The organism is Caenibius sp. WL (assembly GCF_019803445.1).
Lineage (GTDB): Bacteria > Pseudomonadota > Alphaproteobacteria > Sphingomonadales > Sphingomonadaceae > Caenibius.
On sequence record NZ_CP081844.1, the window covers coordinates 3,012,540 to 3,028,619 of the forward strand.

Annotated in this window: 14 protein-coding genes; 7 read left to right on the top strand and 7 right to left on the bottom strand. The window is 63.9% G+C overall.

The window, feature by feature from the left end; all coding sequences use genetic code 11:
- Window positions 1-33 precede the first annotated feature (33 nt).
- Window positions 34-1,458: an NAD-dependent epimerase/dehydratase family protein gene (locus tag K5X80_RS14515; RefSeq protein ID WP_222558419.1), complete on the bottom strand. Its 1,425-nt coding sequence runs from the start codon at window positions 1,456-1,458 to the stop codon at window positions 34-36.
- Between the two features lie 161 nt (window positions 1,459-1,619).
- Here K5X80_RS14515 and K5X80_RS14520 point away from each other — a divergent pair, with 161 nt between their 5' ends.
- The 3 genes from K5X80_RS14520 to K5X80_RS14530 all read left to right on the top strand — a co-directional run bounded on the left by K5X80_RS14520 (window position 1,620) and on the right by K5X80_RS14530 (window position 5,015).
- Complete coding sequence (locus K5X80_RS14520; RefSeq protein WP_222558420.1) at window positions 1,620-3,551, top strand: flavin-containing monooxygenase; 1,932 nt, start codon at window positions 1,620-1,622, stop codon at window positions 3,549-3,551.
- 168 nt (window positions 3,552-3,719) lie between these two features.
- The gene (locus K5X80_RS14525) at window positions 3,720-4,064 is read left to right on the top strand and encodes a DUF2322 family protein (protein ID WP_222558421.1); all 345 of its coding nucleotides are present in this window, start codon (window positions 3,720-3,722) and stop codon (window positions 4,062-4,064) included.
- Between the two features lie 378 nt (window positions 4,065-4,442).
- Entirely contained in the window at window positions 4,443-5,015 is a 573-nt protein-coding gene (locus K5X80_RS14530) for a helix-turn-helix domain-containing protein (RefSeq protein WP_222558422.1), read from the top strand.
- A gap of 277 nt (window positions 5,016-5,292) precedes the next feature.
- Here the strand turns inward: K5X80_RS14530 and K5X80_RS14535 are convergent, their stop codons facing one another.
- From K5X80_RS14535 to K5X80_RS14545, 3 genes are read right to left on the bottom strand one after another with little or no spacing between them, the layout of a single operon-like run.
- Window positions 5,293-6,108, bottom strand: coding sequence for an SDR family NAD(P)-dependent oxidoreductase (locus tag K5X80_RS14535; protein WP_222558423.1), 816 nt, complete (start codon window positions 6,106-6,108; stop codon window positions 5,293-5,295).
- 21 nt (window positions 6,109-6,129) lie between these two features.
- On the bottom strand, window positions 6,130-7,074 hold the full coding sequence (locus tag K5X80_RS14540) for an SDR family NAD(P)-dependent oxidoreductase (RefSeq protein ID WP_222558424.1): 945 nt from the start codon (window positions 7,072-7,074) through the stop codon (window positions 6,130-6,132).
- Window positions 7,075-7,086: 12 nt separating this feature from the next.
- Window positions 7,087-8,025 carry an alpha/beta hydrolase gene (locus K5X80_RS14545; protein WP_222558425.1) on the bottom strand — a complete coding sequence of 313 codons (939 nt, stop codon included), beginning with the start codon at window positions 8,023-8,025 and terminating at the stop codon, window positions 7,087-7,089.
- A gap of 201 nt (window positions 8,026-8,226) precedes the next feature.
- Here K5X80_RS14545 and K5X80_RS14550 point away from each other — a divergent pair, with 201 nt between their 5' ends.
- The 4 genes from K5X80_RS14550 to K5X80_RS14565 all read left to right on the top strand — a co-directional run bounded on the left by K5X80_RS14550 (window position 8,227) and on the right by K5X80_RS14565 (window position 12,614).
- Entirely contained in the window at window positions 8,227-9,207 is a 981-nt protein-coding gene (locus tag K5X80_RS14550) for a quinone oxidoreductase family protein (RefSeq protein ID WP_261390720.1), read from the top strand.
- Window positions 9,208-9,362: 155 nt separating this feature from the next.
- Window positions 9,363-10,517, top strand: a complete 1,155-nt coding sequence (locus K5X80_RS14555) for an LLM class flavin-dependent oxidoreductase (RefSeq protein ID WP_222558427.1) — start codon at window positions 9,363-9,365, stop codon at window positions 10,515-10,517.
- A gap of 180 nt (window positions 10,518-10,697) precedes the next feature.
- A complete protein-coding gene (locus K5X80_RS14560; protein ID WP_222558428.1) occupies window positions 10,698-11,786 on the top strand; it encodes a helix-turn-helix transcriptional regulator in 1,089 nt (362 codons plus the stop codon).
- 150 nt (window positions 11,787-11,936) lie between these two features.
- Complete coding sequence (locus K5X80_RS14565) at window positions 11,937-12,614, top strand: TetR/AcrR family transcriptional regulator (RefSeq protein ID WP_222558429.1); 678 nt, start codon at window positions 11,937-11,939, stop codon at window positions 12,612-12,614.
- Window positions 12,615-12,702: 88 nt separating this feature from the next.
- Here the strand turns inward: K5X80_RS14565 and K5X80_RS14570 are convergent, their stop codons facing one another.
- The 3 genes from K5X80_RS14570 to K5X80_RS14580 form a co-directional block, all read right to left on the bottom strand.
- Window positions 12,703-14,181, bottom strand: coding sequence for a flavin-containing monooxygenase (locus tag K5X80_RS14570; RefSeq protein WP_222558430.1), 1,479 nt, complete (start codon window positions 14,179-14,181; stop codon window positions 12,703-12,705).
- Between the two features lie 115 nt (window positions 14,182-14,296).
- Window positions 14,297-15,067 (bottom strand): SDR family NAD(P)-dependent oxidoreductase, encoded by a 771-nt coding sequence (locus K5X80_RS14575; RefSeq protein ID WP_222558431.1) that lies wholly within the window; start codon window positions 15,065-15,067, stop codon window positions 14,297-14,299.
- Between the two features lie 93 nt (window positions 15,068-15,160).
- Window positions 15,161-16,051: a LysR family transcriptional regulator gene (locus K5X80_RS14580; protein ID WP_222558432.1), complete on the bottom strand. Its 891-nt coding sequence runs from the start codon at window positions 16,049-16,051 to the stop codon at window positions 15,161-15,163.
- Between the last annotated feature and the right edge of the window lie 29 nt (window positions 16,052-16,080).

Genomic DNA, 16,080 nt, shown 5'->3' on the forward strand with positions numbered 1-16,080 from the left:
CCAGAGTTTCACCCCCCGGCGGCCTGTCGGCAATCAGTATCCCCTGCTCCATACCTGAGCGAAGAACGGGTTGACGCTGGCGGCGGTATCGTAAGTCGCGGGGTCCACCATGGACGTGGGGCACCAGTGCCCGCCGCGCAGCATCAGGCGCGGGGTCATGGTGAATTCATGGCCCATGGCGCTGCGCCAGCGGGCCGGTTCCCCTGCGCCGATCTCCCCATCGGACAGCAGCGTGGCGCCGCGAAATTCCGCCGCGCCGAGAAGGTCCGCCCGGGTCCACGCGCTTTCGTGCTTCGTCGTGTCGTAGCCGTGATCGAGTTCGGTCGGCGTGCGCGAGGGCTGTTCGAGCGGATAGCTGGCCCAATCGCGCGGAAGACGTTCCCATTCCTCGCGCGAGCCGAAGAACGGGCGGATATGCGCCTGGTCATCGTTCGCCAGCCAGTTGAGCGTCCCGCCCGGCCCTTCCGCCAGCTTCTGCATCCGGCGCAGGCCCGCCTTGCCCGCGAAGCGCGCGCCGAGCTTGATGTAGAACGGCACCGAGCGGGACAACGCGGCGAAGAAGTGGTCCAGGCTTTCGCGGCGGTAGGGGACCAGCGCTTCCAGCCGGTCGGAATCGGTGTACCACTGGCCGTGAAAATTGCGCGTGGCCGACCAGTGCGGCAACTGCGTGTCACGGAAATCCTTCGCCCCCACCGCCCGGGCCGTGGCGGCGGCGAATTCGTGCGTGACGGTGCGCATCTTCGCGCCCCCCCCGATGTTGTAGAACCCGCGCCACAGTTCCTCAGGCACGCTGTCTTCGCAGGTATTGGCCGCCAGCCGCCCGGAATCGCCCACGGTGGCCCATTCGAACACCCCGTTCCACGGATTGTGGAAGACGATGGGATCGTGGATTTTCCACATGTTGGGGTGCAGCATGCCCGTCTGCCGCAGCGAAACCCAGCGCTTCAGCCCCGATTCCGCGACGATCGCTTCGGCCATGGTCTTGCTGACGGCGTATTGATCGAATGTGCTGATCTTGATCGGATCGCCCGTGCGGCCCCAATGGATCGGCGCGCTGCGGTCGCCCGTCTGCGCCACCGTGCCGATATAGACCAGCGCGATCCGGTTCGGTTCCGGCTGCGCCTTGATCGCATCGACGATATTGCGCGCGCCGCCGACGTTCACTTTCATCGTCAGTTCGGGATAAGCATCGGCATAGGGCGAGACCATCCCGCCGATATGCAGCACCTGATCCACACCGGTGACGCCGCGCAGGATATCGTCGTAATTGGTCAGATCGCCCCAGACCACTTCGAAAGCGGGATGGCCGGCGTAGCGTTTGAGGATCGGGTGCGCCTTCTCTTCCGGCCGGACCAGCGCGCGCACGCGAAAACGGTCGGTGCGCTGCATCAGTTCGTGCAGCGTCGCCCCGCCCATGTTGCCGGTCGCGCCGGTGAGGAAAATCGTTTTCTTGTCCATCATTGCCATCCTGTCCCCCAAAAGGACCGCCACTTTCGCGGCAGCGCCGCCCTGATGCATTACTTTATACCAAAAGGAAAACCCGAATTCCGCTTGAAACTCCGCCCGATCAATGTAAGTGTGCACTCACATAAGTTCATTCGGAAGATTCGGGAGCCTGCATGTCCACCAATGAAAAGCTTGCCAACGCGTTGAAATCCCTGCCGCTTGCGGACAGCCCCGAACTTGCGGGCGCACTGGCTGAAGCGAATGTGCCGACATTGCTGGCCGCCTATGTCCACCTGTCGCGCGATACGGCGATGCTTGATCGCTTCGCCCCGCACATCAAGCCCGCCTTTTCCGGCGAACCGACCGTTATCCCCGACGATCTCTCCGCTGAACTGCGCACGAAGATGCACCGCCTGCTGACCACCGGCGAAGGGCTCCACCGCGACACCCCTTCCGATGCGCTGATGCAGCAGATCATGTCCGCCACCGTGGGCGAAAAGGTGGAGGATGAATTCGTCGACGTGGTGTTCGACCAATGCGGTTTCCGCCCGTGGATCGACCGTTCCAAAGTCGAAAGCCGGCCCACCCCGCCCACGAACTTCAAGGTTCTGGTGATCGGCGCCGGGCTGACCGGCATGGCCGCCGCGACCAAGCTGCGCGAAGCGGGCTACGATTACGTGGTGATCGAAAAGAACGGCGATGTCGGCGGCACCTGGTACGAAAACCGTTACCCCGGCGTCGGTGTCGACACGCCCAGCCACTTCTACAGCTTCAGCTGGGAAATCTGGCCCGACTGGACGCATTACCACCCGCAGGGCGCGGATATGCAGCGCTATCTGCTGAGCGTGGCGGACAAGTACGACCTGCGCGACAAAGTGCGCTTCAACACCGCTGTCGAAACGCTGGTCTATGACGAGAAATCCGCCACCTGGACGGTGACGGTGCGCAATCCCGACGGTTCGCACGAGGATATCGTCGCCAATGCGGTGATCAACGGCCATGGCCCGGTCAACCGCTTCAAGTGGCCCGATATCCCCGGCCTGCACGATTTCAACGGCCCGGTGGTCCACACCGCCGCCTGGCCTGCCGATCTCGACGTGACGGGCAAGCGCGTGGCCGTGATCGGCACCGGCGCCAGTTCGGCCCAACTGGTCGGCGCGATCGCCCCCAAGGTCGCGCAGATGAACGTCTATCAGCGCACGCAGCACTGGGTGCTGTTCAACCCGGAAATCGCCCACGAGGTGAGCGACGGGATGAAATGGGCGCTGACCCATATCCCGACCTATCTCGAATGGTTCCGCTTCCGCGTGTACTGGTTCGCGGCCGACGGGCTGTTCGGCAACGTGCTGAAAGATCCGGAATGGGAAGGCAACGATCTGGCCGTGTCCGCCGCCAACGAAGGCATCCGCCAGTATGCGCTGCAATATCTCAACACCAAGCTGGCCGACCGCCCGGACGTGATCGAAAAGCTCACGCCCGATTTCCCGATCTTCTCCAAGCGCATCATCCTCGATAACGGCTGGCTCGATGCGCTGGCGCGCGACAACGTCCATCTCGAAAACGGTGGCATCGCCCGCATCCTGCCCAATGGCGTGGAAGCCAAGGACGGCACGTTCTACGAATGCGACGTGATCCTCTGCGCCACCGGTTTCGATGTCGCCAAGATGATCGGCAATCTCACCGTCAAGGGCGTGGGCGGCCGCGATCTGGGCGAGGAATGGGGCGATGAAGACGCGCGCTCCTACATGGGCATGGTCATGCCGGGCTATCCGAACCTGTTCTGGACGGTCGGCCCCAACAGCGCGCCCAATCACGCCGCCGGGCAGAACATGATTTCGGAATGCCAGGTGAACTGGATCGTCGAGGCACTGGATCGCATCGTCGCGGCCGGCGCCAAGGCGTTCGAGATCAAGCAGGAAGCTTTCGATGCGTGGAACCGCAAAGTAGACGAACGCATGCCGCAGATGATCTGGACCCATCCGAAAGCCAACAGCTACTACAACAATTCCAAGGGCCGCGTGTATCTGTCGTGGCCGTGGCGTCTGGTCGATTTCTTCGTCGAAACGCGCCAGCCGGAAGAAGGCACCTATACGCTGCACAAGTAAGCATGCGGGCCGGGGCGCACGGCCGCGCCCCTTCGCCGCACAGGACGGCCGCCCCGCGCATCACCGGGGCGGCCGTCTTTTTGCGTGCGGTGCGGGAAACCGGAAAGCGCATGGCGGGCGCCCGGCGAAGCTGTTACAGGCCCGCGCAATCAACTGAGGAAGCGGGACATGCTGGCGACAATTCAACCGGGTACGACGTTCAAGGACAATCTTCAGCACTTGCCGCCCGTCGACGGCGTGGAACGCATCGACCTGATCGACGAGAACGGCGCCGTGGCCGCCAGCATCGAGAACCAGCCGGGCAAGCAAGGCTCGCTCGCCGTCTATCACTATCTCAAGCAGGCTTTTGGCGCTCTGAATGCGGAAGCGGCCGAACACGGCCTGGCCGTGTTTGCCGAACACACGGCGGATGCGCGCAACCGCCCGGGCGCACATCCCAATGTCGATCGCCTGCTTGCCATCGCCGCCGGCGGGGCGCCGCTGCGGATCGAAGTCATCGCCGCCAGCCGCTGACCGGCTTCTGGCGCCCGATGCGTGCGAACACCCCACCCCGTTCGTCCTGAACCTGTCGAAGGCCACGCGCCGCCATTGGCCCCATGCGCTGGTGGCATAGCCGCTATCGTGGGGCGCGTCCTTCGACAGGCTCAGGACGAACGGATGGGGGACTTGGGGGCATTGGCTTCGCTCCCGTATTTCTGGTCGGCTTGCCATGCAGGCTGGCCTGAAACCCCCTTCGTCATTCCCGCGCAGGCGGGAATCCAGTTCTACGGTTGCGGCTGGATTCCCGCCTGCGCGGGAATGACGAGGTTTGGGCTGCATGGGAATGGGAACGGCAGTATCCCCCCGGCAAAACACTTTCCTACACGCCCGAAATCTGCCCTAACCTGCCGGATGACGCAGCGCAGAAACCCGTCCGCCCGTTCCCGGCAGGCAACCGCCCGGAAAACCCGCTCCCGTAAATCATCGGCCCGTCCCTTGTGGCCCGCTTACCGCCGCCTGCCCGCATTCGTGCCCGTGTCGGTGCGCGCCCGGCGCGATGGGTGGGATGCACAGCGGCAGGGGCGGTTTATCGGCTGGCTGGCGCAGACCGGTTCTGTTTCCGAAGCCGCCGCGCGGGTGGGGCGTTCGCGCGAGAGCGCCTATCGCCTGCGCCGCCGGGCCGATGCCGCAGGGTTCGCCGCCGCATGGGATGCCGCGCTGGCCGGGCGGGCCGGTATCAGGATACCGGCGCGGAAAGTCACACCCGACGATCTGCCCGCGCTCGCATTTGCCGGGCCGGTACGGGTGCGGATGTATCGCGGACGCTTTGCCGCGGTCAGCCGCCAGCCCAGCGATACCGCGCTGTTGCGGTTGCTTGCGCAATATGATCGGCTTTGCGCGGGCATGATCGGAGTGTGTGGTGGTGACGGTGCAGGGGCCGCACTTTCGGGCCGTTCTGCGTCAACCTGCGGGGTGGGGAGATGAGAGGGGCAAAACCCACCCCCGCTCGTCCTGAGCCTGTCGAAGGACACGCGCTAGGGTGTGGCTGAAGGGGCTGCCGTTCGCGCGCATCCCCTTCGGCTGGCTGCTTGCAGCAGCCGCTCAGGACAGGCTTCGGCTGGCTCAGGATGAGCGGACGGGGGAGAACGGAAGGAGGTGCCGAAGGGCGCAGTACCGAACGGAGACGGAGATGCCTGTGCAACCACCCCAAAAAAAGGGGGCCAATCCTTGCGGACGGCCCCCGGATCACCACAGACAGCGCTCAATAACGCAGGCCGATCGCTCCATCGTGGTAGATCGAAGCCCCGGTCATGAATTTCGATTCGTCCGAGGCGAGATAGACGAAGGCATGGGCGGTATCCTCCGGCTGGCTTGAAATGCCGAGCGGGCCCATCGCGGCGAGCGCGGCTTCGGCCGCTTCGGGCGATTCCCACAGGCCCTGGCGGACATAGTCCTCGAACCCTTCGCGCAGGATCGGGGTCATCGTCATGCCGGGGTGGATCGAATTGACGCGGATGCGCTTGCGGCCCAGTTCCTGCGCGGCGCAGATCGTCAGCATCCGCCCCGCCGCTTTCGACACGTGATAGCCGATGTTGTTGGCGTTGGGCATGTAGGACGCCATCGACAGATTGTTGACGATGGCCCCGCCGCCGGGGAACCGCTGGATAGCGGATTCGAGATGCGGCACGGCATGCTTGATCCCGAGGAACAGCGCATCGTGATTGACCGCCATCACGGTGCGCAGATCCTCCAGCGAGGTTTCCATCACCCCGCCGTGGATCGACAGCCCGGCGTTGTTCACCAGCACATCGAGCTGGCCGAACGCCGCCACCGTATCGCCGATGACGCGTTGCCAGTCGGCTTCGCTGGTCACGTCCTGCTGCCTCAGGCGAAACGCCCCGGCATGGCCGTCACCCGCCACGGCGGCGGCAATCGCGTCCGCCTGTTCGGTGCGCATGTCGGTGCCGACCACCGCTTTCGCCCCTTCGCGCAGCAGCGCCCGGCAGACCGCCACGCCGATGTTCCCTTCGCGCCCCGCCCCGGTGACGATCGCGACTTTGCCTTCGACTCTTCCCATTGTGCTTGTTTCCTTTTCCGGTCAGGCGATGAACTGGCGGAACATCGGCCACGGCACATCGGAGGTGTACATCGAGGCATCGTCCATCGAATCCTTAGGGATTTCGAAGCTTTCCGTGCTGAACGCCGTATCGAAATTGGCCATCGCGTCCTCGATGGTCCAATCCTTGTCGGTGGCGCGATAGCCAGTCGAAACCCCGGCGAAGACACGGGCATACCCGCCGCCGCCCACCGTGAACATCTCGCCGTTGCAGGGCACGTCTTCGTGGGCCAGCATCGCGACCACCGGGGCCACCGCGTGCGGCGGGAAATCGCGGTGCATCAGCGCGTTGATTTCCGGGCCCATCAGCTCGGTCATCCGGCTGCCGGCAATCGGCATGATGCAGTTGACGCGGATGTTCCAGTTGTTGGCCGAACTGGCCGAACCGAGGCAGCGGGTGATCGCCCACACCGCGCCCTTGGCGGCGGGATAAGGCACGCCCGAGCCCATGCCGAACCACGAGCCGGAACAGACGTTGACGATGCGGCCATAATCGTTGGCTTTCATCTGCGCCCAGACTTCGCGGCAGAGATAGAACGTGCCGCTGGCGGCAACCGAAATGTCCTTGTCCCACTGTTCGTCGGTCAGCGTTTCGAGCGGGCCGCCCCCGCTGACGATCCCGGCGTTGTTGACCAGGATATCCACCCGGCCCCAGCGCTGCATCGCATCGGCGACAATGGCCTTGGCCTCGCTGGAAGTGGCGACACTGTTGGTGTTGGCTTCGGCGATCCCGCCCCTGGCGCGGATTTCCTCGGCCGCGGCGGCGGCATAGCCCGCGTCAGCCCCGGTGCCGGTGAAATTGCCGCCCAGATCGTTGACCAGCACTTTCGCCCCGCGTTCGGCCAGCAGGCTGGCATAGGTCTTGCCCAGCCCCCCGCCCGCGCCGGTGACAATCGCCACTTTGCCGTCGAAATTCATCTTGTCCATGTCCCGTTCCTCTCACTTGCCCGTGTGTTGTTTCAGGAAGCGCGCGGCATCCTGCAGCGCTTCGCGCGCGCCGGGCAGGAAGCCCACCCACGAGGCGAAGCCGTGAATCATGCCGGGGTAGCGCTTACGCGCCACCGTCACCCCGGCATGTTCCAGCTTGGCCGCGAACGCTTCGGCATCGTCGCGCGAAGGATCGCATTCGGCGGTGGCGACGAATGCGGGCGCCAGCCCCTCATGGCTCGCCGCGCGCAAGGGCGAGGCCAGCGGATCGTCCTGCTGCGTGGCGGGATCGGTGAGATACTGTTCCCAGAACCAGTCCACATCGTCGCTGGTCAGCAGCGGCCCATCGGCGAATTCCTCGGCCGACGGGCTCTTGGGCCAGGGATAGTTGCACGATCCGTAGAAATTGATCTGCGCCCGCAAGGCAGGCCCGCCTTCATCGCGCGACCGCAAGGCCAGTGCGCAGGCGAGATTGGCGCCCGCGCTGTCCCCCGCCACGGCAAGCCGCGCGGGATCGCCGCCCAGTTCGCCCGCATGGGCCGCTGCCCATTGCAGCGCGGCCCAGCAATCGTCGGGCGCGGCGGGGAACGGATGTTCGGGCGCCAGCCGGTAATCGACCGAAATCACCAGCGTTTCGCCCCACGCGCACAGCGCCCGGGCGATCATATCCTGCGTGTCGAGATCGCCGACCACGAAACCGCCGCCATGCATATAGAGCGTAACCGGAAACGGCCCTTCGCCCTGCGGGGTGTAGATCCGCAGCGCCAGATCGCCGCCCGGCCCGGCAATCGTCCGGTCTTCCACCCCGGCGACCACCGCATCCTGCGCGGGCGGGATCGCGATCGAACTGTCGCGCACCGACTGCCGCAGCATGGCCAGCGGAATGTGGCGCACACCGGGCCAGGGCGGCATGCTGGACAGCATGGCATCGATTTGCGGATCAAGCGGCATCCTTCGGGCTCCTTTTTCGTGTTCCATCGTCGCGCCCGCCGCGCCGGAAGGGCGGCCGGAATGCGCGATGCCTGCCAATTTCATGACAGCTTGCAACGGAATACAACAGCCCGCGCCCCACGCAATAAGTATTTACTCACTTTTGCCCCGGCCATAGAGTGCCCGCCAAACATCTTGAGAGGAGGATTGCCGGTGAAAGCGATGGTTCTGGATAGCTTCGGCGGGCCCGAAGTGCTGCATCTGGCGGAAATCGAAAAGCCCGTCGCCACCCCCGGCAATGTCGTCGTCCAGATCGCTTACGCCAGCGTCAATCCGGCGGACTGGAAATCGCGCGAAGGCTGGCTGGCCCGCTATTTCGATTACACGTTCCCCTTCGTCGTCGGCTTCGATGCGGCGGGCGTGGTCGCCGAAGTGGGCGAAGGCGTCACCGGCCTCGCCGTGGGGGACCGGGTGGTGACTCCGGGCAATCAGGGCATCGGCGAACGCGGCTCCTATGCCGAATATGTCCGCGCGGCAGCCGAACGCGTCATCCGCCTGCCCGACACCATCGGCTTCCGCGAGGCCGCCACCTTGCCCACCGCCGGGATGACCGCATGGGAAGCGACGCTGGACGTGGGCCAGGCAGGGGCAGGCAAGACGGTGGTGGTCAATGGCGGCGCGGGCGGCACCGGCAGTTTCGCCATCCAGCTCGCCCGGATGGCCGGCGCGCGCGTCGCCACCACCTGCAGCCCGCGCAATTTCGACTATGTCACCGCACTCGGCGCGGAATGCGCGATCGATTACCGGCAGGGCGATCCCTACGCCCGGATTCGCGAATGGGCGCCCGATGGCGTGGATGTGGTGGTCGATACGGTCGGCCAGGGCACGTTCGTCGATGTGGTCGATGTGATGAAGCGCGGCGGCATCGTCGCCCCCATCGGCACGCTGATCGCGGATGAACCCGCCATCGATCCGGCCCGCGCCGCCGCCGCCGGAATCACGGTCGTGCCAACGATTTCCCAGTTCGCCAACCAGCCGCGCCAGTTGCGCGCACTGGTGGAAGCGCTGGCGGCGGGTTCCATCGTCGCGCCCGAATATACCGTCATGCCACTGGCCGAAGCGGGCGAAGCGCACCGCCGCGTGCAAGAAGGCCATGTGCGCGGAAAAATCCTGCTGGAAGTGAACGCCGCGCTGGAGAACTGACGGGGTTCGGCGTATGCACAGGCGTTCTGCCGCGCGCGTGCGGAAAAATTCCCCTGCACCGTGGGCATCACCCATTTGGGTTATGCGGGGTGCCTGGGCGCGGGATAGACAGTCGCGTTCCAACCTTTAAGGCCTCAGAGCTGGGAGAGTGCAGCATGAAATTTTCGATTATCTACGAAGCGCAGATGGTGGACACCTCGCGCGAAAACGAACAGGCCGTGTTCCACCAGATCGTGGATCAGGCGAAGTACGCTGAAGAAATGGGCTTTGACTGCATCTGGTGCGTCGAACACACTGCCCTCACGCAGTATGCCCACATGTCGGCGCCGGAAACCGTGCTCGCCTTCATCGCCGGCGCGACCGACCGCATTCACGTCGGCCACGGCGTGGTCTGCCTTCCCCCCGCGATGAACCACCCGGTCAAGGTCGCCGAACGCATCGCCACGCTCGACATCCTGTCGAAGGGCCGTCTGCACTTCGGGGTCGGCAAGGGCGGCACGCAGCAGGAAGCGGGCACGTTCGGGTACAATCTCGAAGAACTGCAGCCGATGATCGACGAAAGCATGTACCTGATCCCGAAGATCATGGTGCAGGACGAAATCGAACATGACGGCACCTACGTGAAGATTCCGAAGCGCCCGATCCACCCCAGCCCGTATCAGGACCCGCATCCGCCGATGTACATGGCCTGCACCCGCGAACACACGCTGGTCGCCGCCGGTGAACGCGGTATCGGCGCGCTCGTGCTCGGCTTCTCCGGCCCGGACGAAATCGCCAAGAAGAACGCGATCTACCGCGAAGCCTACCGCAACCGTAAGCCTGAAGATCAAGTCGGTTTCCGCCCGACCGAACACCTCGCCGCGCTCTGCGCCGCGACCGTGCTCGAAGATCGCGAAAAGGCCCGCAAGATCGGCCTGCGCGGCCAGCGCTTCTTCGCCGAATCGATCGCCTACTGGTATCAGGGCGGCCCGCTGCCCACGATCGACGAAGATCTCTCGGCCGAGGAACAGGAAGCCATCCTCAACAAGGAAAAAGAACAGACCATCGCGTACCTCTCGGAAGAAGCCATTCCGGTGGGTGACGAACACCTGTCGAACTACAACGTCGCACAGGACGCATACGGCACGCCGGAAGACTGCATCCGCTACGTGCAGCGCCTGATCGACGCCGGTGCCGACGAAATCCTGTTCCTGTTCCAGATGGGCGGTATTCCGCACGACGTGATCATGGAAACGATCCGCAACATCGGTGAGAAGGTCATCCCGCACTTCCGTGCGCAGGCAGCAGCCAAGCAGGCTGAAACCGTTTGATGCCATAAGGGTGCGCGCGGCGGGGTTCCGAACTTCCGCCGCGCGCACCCAACTTTCCGGCCACGCGCATAGCGTGAGCCCTCCGCTTTTCCGCACGATAGCCATGCCGCGCGGCCCCGCGTCGCCTTGATGCGCAAAAGCATTACCTACTTTTCCCCATGATGCTCTAAGGCATCGGGGATGGACACGCCTGTCGATCCGCAATTCTCCGACCTTCTGGTGCGCCTTTATGGCGACCTCGACAGCGAGCATCCGTGGGATGCCTTTCTCGAAGCGCTCGCCAAATGGCTGGAATCGAGCTTCGCGACTCTCATCATCACCGCCCCCGGCACGCATATGCCGGGCACTTATGTCACCCCGGGCGCCGATCCGCACTTCATGGCCCGCTATATCGAATCGTTCTTCGCGGAAGATCCGTTCAAGGATTTGCCCGATGGTAAGGTGACATCGTTCACCGAATTCATAAGCCAGATGGCGATGGAAGATTATTCCGAATATCGCGACTATCTGGATGTCGCGGGCGGCGAACAGGTGCTGGCCGTCGACATGCGTTTCAGCGGCCAGTTCGAAGCGCGTTTCCGGGTCTCGCGCGACAAGAGCAAGCCTGATTTCGCGGCGGCGGAACGGACCGCCTTGCAGGCGCTGGTGCCGCATCTGCGCATCGCCGTCAGCCTGTTCGAGAGACTGCAACTGGCCGGCGCCGAACACGCCATGTTCGAAAGCGCGACCGAAGGGCTGGGGCTCGCCCTGCTGGTGCTCGACCGCAATGGCCGCATCATCAGCAGCAATGCCCTTGCCGAACGTTTCCTCACCGAAGGCGAAGGCGTCCGGCGGGCGGGCGGTTGTCTGGCGTTCGACACGGTGGAACCGCGCAAGATCATCGCCGATCTTCTCGCCAGACCGGTGGGCCAGACCAAAGTCACCCGCTTCCGCATCGAACGGCCCGAGCGGGGCGACCTGATCGCCACCGCCCGCGCCATGGATCTGCCCGCGATCCATTCGGGGACGGGCGCGCTCGCCCTGTTCCTCGCTTTGCCGGGCGACGAATCCTCGCTCGAACCCGAAACCGCGCGCGAACTGTTCGGCCTGACCATGGCCGAAGCCCGCCTCGCGGTGACGCTGACGCAAGGGGTCTCACTGGTCGAAGCCGCCCGCCGCCTCGGCATCACGCACAACACCGCCAAGACGCAGCTGCGCGCCATTTTCGCGAAGACGGGCGCGCGCCGGCAATCACAACTGGTCAGCATTCTCGCCGCGACCGGCGCCTGATCCTGCCCCCCGCATCGCTTTCAAGTGAGTGCCCCGTAGATTTGGGTAAGTGCGTGGGCCCGGCAGTTTTCTGTTCATACCGCTGGAAACGGCGGCTTTCAGCGCAGAAGGAAAATTGACATAAGCCCGCAGAAAAATAAGTAAGCACTTATGACACGAAAGCGGATTTCCGGCCCCGAGCGCCGCGCCCTGATCCTCGCCGCGGCGCGGCGCATCTTTTCCCAATATGGGTATGAAGGGGCGAAGACTCTCCAGATCGCGCGCGAGGCGAAAGTGTCCGAAGCGCTGGTCTATCGCCATTTCCCATCGAAACTCGCGCTGTACCGCGCCGTGATGCGGCAGGTGTTCAGCGAGCAGGACAGCCATTTCCAGCATCTCGGCCTCCAGGAAACCAACGCCGCCGGTCTGGTCCGCACGCTCAAGACCTATTTCCTAACCTCGATCGCCGAAGGCGCCCCGGACGAGGAGCAGCGCTTCCGCATGACTCTGGCCAGCCTTGCGGGTGACGGCAATTTCGCCAGCCTGATCTATCGCCGGGCGCAGCGGCTGAATGCCAAGCTGGTCCACGAAGCGCACCAGAACGCGCGCGAAAGCGGCGAAATGACCGGCAAGGCGCTGCGTCCGGCCAACACCGCGATGTTCGTCGAACATATCGGAATCATGATCAGCGCGATCCAGGCGCTGGCCCCGGCCTCGCGCCCCTATGCTTCGGACGGCTACGATCTGGCCATGGACGCCGTGTGGTTCTGCTGCCGCGGCCTCGGCCTCTCGGACGAAACGATCGCCCGATATATCGATGACGAGCCGCACATCCCCGCCACCGCATAAAAAAGGGGCCATATGGCCCCTTTTCCATTTCACCACGGTGAAGCATCGGCACATGCCGCGCGGCCCCTGCGGACCGCGCGCGCATGGCTTATTGCACCACGTAGTCTTCCATCTTCGGCGCCGCCATCGCTTCGGCGAAAGCATCGTAGCTCCACGGCCAGCTCGAGGGAACGCCCGTGGCGTCGAGATACCAGCTCGCGCAGCCCGAACCGAAAATGGTGTTCTTCGCGGCGGCGATCCGGCGTTCTTCGTAATTCTCGTGCGCAGCGGTGCTGGGAACCACGGTCGTCGCCTCACCCTTGCGCAGCAGGCCGATCAACTGATCGATATAGTCCCACTGCCGTTCCGCGATGTCGATCAGCGAGAAGTTGCCGACCGGCCCCGTCGGCCCGTTGAGCATGAAGAAGTTCGGGAAGCCCGGGATGGTGACCGCATAGTAAGCGGTCGGGCGCGTGGCCCACACGTCATCCAGCGAAACCCCGCCTTCGCCCAGCACGGTGGTCGGCCGGATGAAACGATCCGCCTTGAAACCAGTGGCCAGAATCAGCGTATCGAGTTCGTGGAACGTGCCGTCCTTCATACGCACGCCGTTGGGTTCGACCCGTTCGATGCCACCCGTTTCGACATAGACCGACGGGTTCTGCACTTCGTCGTAATAGGACCAGGAATAGACTAGGCGCTTGCACGCGGCGCGATAGTTCGGCGTCAGCTTCTGCTTGAGTTCCGGATCGGCGATCTTGGCGTCCAGATACTGCTGGCAGATTTCCTCGATCTGCTTGATTTCCGGGCTGTGGAAATCGGTGATCGCGTCGGTGAAGCGGCGCACATTGCCGATATATTCATCGCTGAAACGGATCGCATCCATCAGCGCCGGGTCCTTGCGGAACGCTTCGCGATCAGCCTCCGTGTATTCGAACTGTTCGACCGGCATGATCCACTGCGGCGAACGCTGGAAATGCACCAGCTTTTCGACTTTCTTGTTGATCGCGGTGACAATCTGGATGCCGGTGGACCCGCAACCGATAAGGCCGACCTTCGCGCCTTCGATCGGCGCTTCGTCATCCCAGCGCGCCGTATGGAACGCATGGCCCTTGAACGTTTCGAGCCCCGGAATTGCCGGGAGATTCGGGTGGTGCAGCACGCCCGAAGCGGCGATCACCACATCGGCTTCTGTCTGTTCGCCGTTGACAAGACCCAGTTTCCACACCGCGCGATCCGCGTCCCACACGGTCGAAACCACTTCGCTGTTGAAGCGGATGTGCGGCATCACGCCGTACTTTTCAGCGGTCTTTTCGAAGTAGGTCTGGATTTCGTCGCCCTTGGCGTAGAACGCTTTCCATTCCGGATAGGGTTCGAAGCTGTAGGTATAGGCGTGCGCCGGAACGTCGCAAGTCAGGCCCGGATAGCGGTTTTCCCGCCACGTACCGCCCAAACGCGCCGCCTTTTCATAGACAGTGAATTCTTCGCCACGTTCCTTGAGCTTGATCGCAGCGAGGATACCGGCCATCCCGGCCCCAACCACCGCATACCGCAACGCCTTGCCTGCACCGTTGTTATCAGAGGACATGTTTTACCTCGTTCCCTTTCCAGTTATGAAAGGACAATCGCACAAGCGCCCGCTCTCCACATCACCCGATAGGGTTACGTGACAGGATGAATACAAATTCTTGTCCGGCCACCGTTCAGGGCATCAGCGCCCCGCCGTTGACATGCATCACCTGCCCGTTGATCCAGCGGCCATCCTCCGACAGCAACAGGGCGACCATCGCGGCGATATCCTCCACTTTGCCCAGCCGCGTGCTGTATACCCCGGTCAGGCATTGCTTGATGAAGTCTTCAGGCACCTGCCCGCCCGCAATCATTTCAGGGGTCATCACGAAACCCGGCGCCACGCAGTTGGAAGTGATCCCTTCCCGTCCCCAGCGGCTTGCCACGTGGCGCATCAGCGCATTGAGGCCGCTTTTCGAGGCGGCATAGGATGGGCGGGTAGGTTCCGCCGCATCCCCTGCGGACGAGGTCGTGTACACGATTGCCCCGCCGCCATTGGCCAGCAGGTGCGGCAGCACCGCTCTGGTGCAGCGCAAGTGGCCGCGCAGATTGACGTCGATCGTGCGGTCGAACACCGCCATATCGACATCGAGCGCATCGCTGTCCTGGAAGATCACCCGCAGGTCCGCCGCGTTGACGTGGGCACCGTCGAGCTTGCCCAGCTTGCCGACCGCCTGTTCGATGGCCGCACCGATCGATGCTTCGTCGGTGATATCGACCGGAACCGCGAAAGCATCCCCGCCGCCGGCCACCACGCCGTCTGCCACGGCCTTGGCGGCATCGCTATTGATATCCGCCACGCAGACGCGCGCACCCTCGCTCGCCAGCCGCTTTACCGTGGCCGCGCCGATCCCGGTGCCCGCGCCGATGACAATGATGCATTTCCCTGCCAGACGTTCGCTCATTCCCGATCTCCTTGTTATGCGCAGGAGCTAACTTGCGGGCAGGAACCGCGCAAGCAGCGCCCGAGCCACGCGCGCAATCGGAGACGCGGCTGGTTAGAACTGGCCGACAAGGTTCCGTGCCGTGGCGATGACCAGTTCAGCCGCCGGCGAAAGACTGCGCCCCGCATGCGAGGCGATGACCAGTTCGATGGATGCAGGGACGCCCTCCACCTCGACGGGCAGAACCGCGAGCCGCTCCGGCGCCTTGTGCACCAACGCTCCCGAAGCCAGCCAGATCACATCCGAATTGGCGGTGAGTTCGAACAACACCTGGCAATCATCGCACAGCACCGAAATTTCCCGGTTCTGGAACCAGGGTGCGCTTTTTTCATCGCTGGCCACCTGAATATCAGTGGTGATGCAGGCAAGGGCATAGGCCGAAAGATCTTCTGCCCGGACAGCCGCCTGCTGCAGGAGCGGATGCCCTGCCCGCACGATGAAGTTCATCGGCAATTGGGCGAAAGGCAGGACGTCCAGTTCATCGGCATCGCACAGCGGGTGACGCGCACCCACGAAGAATTCGATGGCATCGGCTTCGAGCTGGGCCATCTGCTCGGACACCGCACCCACCGATGCGACCGCACCGATACCAGGGTGATCACGGGCCAGCGCGCCCAGGACATCCGCCAGCCAAAGCGTCGCCGGCAAGGGCGCGAAACCGAAGCGCACATCGCCGCCGGCAGTCTGCGCCAGGGCTTGCGCGTTGCGCTTCAGCGTCGTCGCTTCGCGCAGGACATTGCGGGCATCGCGCAGCAATTGCGCGCCGACGATGGTGGGCTTGGTCCCGCTCTTGTTCCGGTCGAGCAAGGTCAGCCCTACTTCCTCCTCCAGCAAGCGGATGGCGTGGCTCAGCGCGGATTGGGAAATGTGCAGCACCTTGGCGGCGCGGACGAAACTGCCCTGCTCCACCAGGGTGACGAAGTATTGCAGCCGCCGCAGGTTCATATGTGAAAACTATTCATGCATTCCCGGAA

Coding starts and splice junctions, on each gene's coding strand:
- K5X80_RS14515 (WP_222558419.1), bottom strand. CDS start 1,458: ATGGACAAGAAAACGATTTTCCTCACCGGCGCGACCGGCAACATGGGC.
- K5X80_RS14520 (WP_222558420.1), top strand. CDS start 1,620: ATGTCCACCAATGAAAAGCTTGCCAACGCGTTGAAATCCCTGCCGCTT.
- K5X80_RS14525 (WP_222558421.1), top strand. CDS start 3,720: ATGCTGGCGACAATTCAACCGGGTACGACGTTCAAGGACAATCTTCAG.
- K5X80_RS14530 (WP_222558422.1), top strand. CDS start 4,443: ATGACGCAGCGCAGAAACCCGTCCGCCCGTTCCCGGCAGGCAACCGCC.
- K5X80_RS14535 (WP_222558423.1), bottom strand. CDS start 6,108: ATGGGAAGAGTCGAAGGCAAAGTCGCGATCGTCACCGGGGCGGGGCGC.
- K5X80_RS14540 (WP_222558424.1), bottom strand. CDS start 7,074: ATGGACAAGATGAATTTCGACGGCAAAGTGGCGATTGTCACCGGCGCG.
- K5X80_RS14545 (WP_222558425.1), bottom strand. CDS start 8,025: ATGCCGCTTGATCCGCAAATCGATGCCATGCTGTCCAGCATGCCGCCC.
- K5X80_RS14550 (WP_261390720.1), top strand. CDS start 8,227: ATGGTTCTGGATAGCTTCGGCGGGCCCGAAGTGCTGCATCTGGCGGAA.
- K5X80_RS14555 (WP_222558427.1), top strand. CDS start 9,363: ATGAAATTTTCGATTATCTACGAAGCGCAGATGGTGGACACCTCGCGC.
- K5X80_RS14560 (WP_222558428.1), top strand. CDS start 10,698: ATGGACACGCCTGTCGATCCGCAATTCTCCGACCTTCTGGTGCGCCTT.
- K5X80_RS14565 (WP_222558429.1), top strand. CDS start 11,937: ATGACACGAAAGCGGATTTCCGGCCCCGAGCGCCGCGCCCTGATCCTC.
- K5X80_RS14570 (WP_222558430.1), bottom strand. CDS start 14,181: ATGTCCTCTGATAACAACGGTGCAGGCAAGGCGTTGCGGTATGCGGTG.
- K5X80_RS14575 (WP_222558431.1), bottom strand. CDS start 15,067: ATGAGCGAACGTCTGGCAGGGAAATGCATCATTGTCATCGGCGCGGGC.
- K5X80_RS14580 (WP_222558432.1), bottom strand. CDS start 16,051: ATGAACCTGCGGCGGCTGCAATACTTCGTCACCCTGGTGGAGCAGGGC.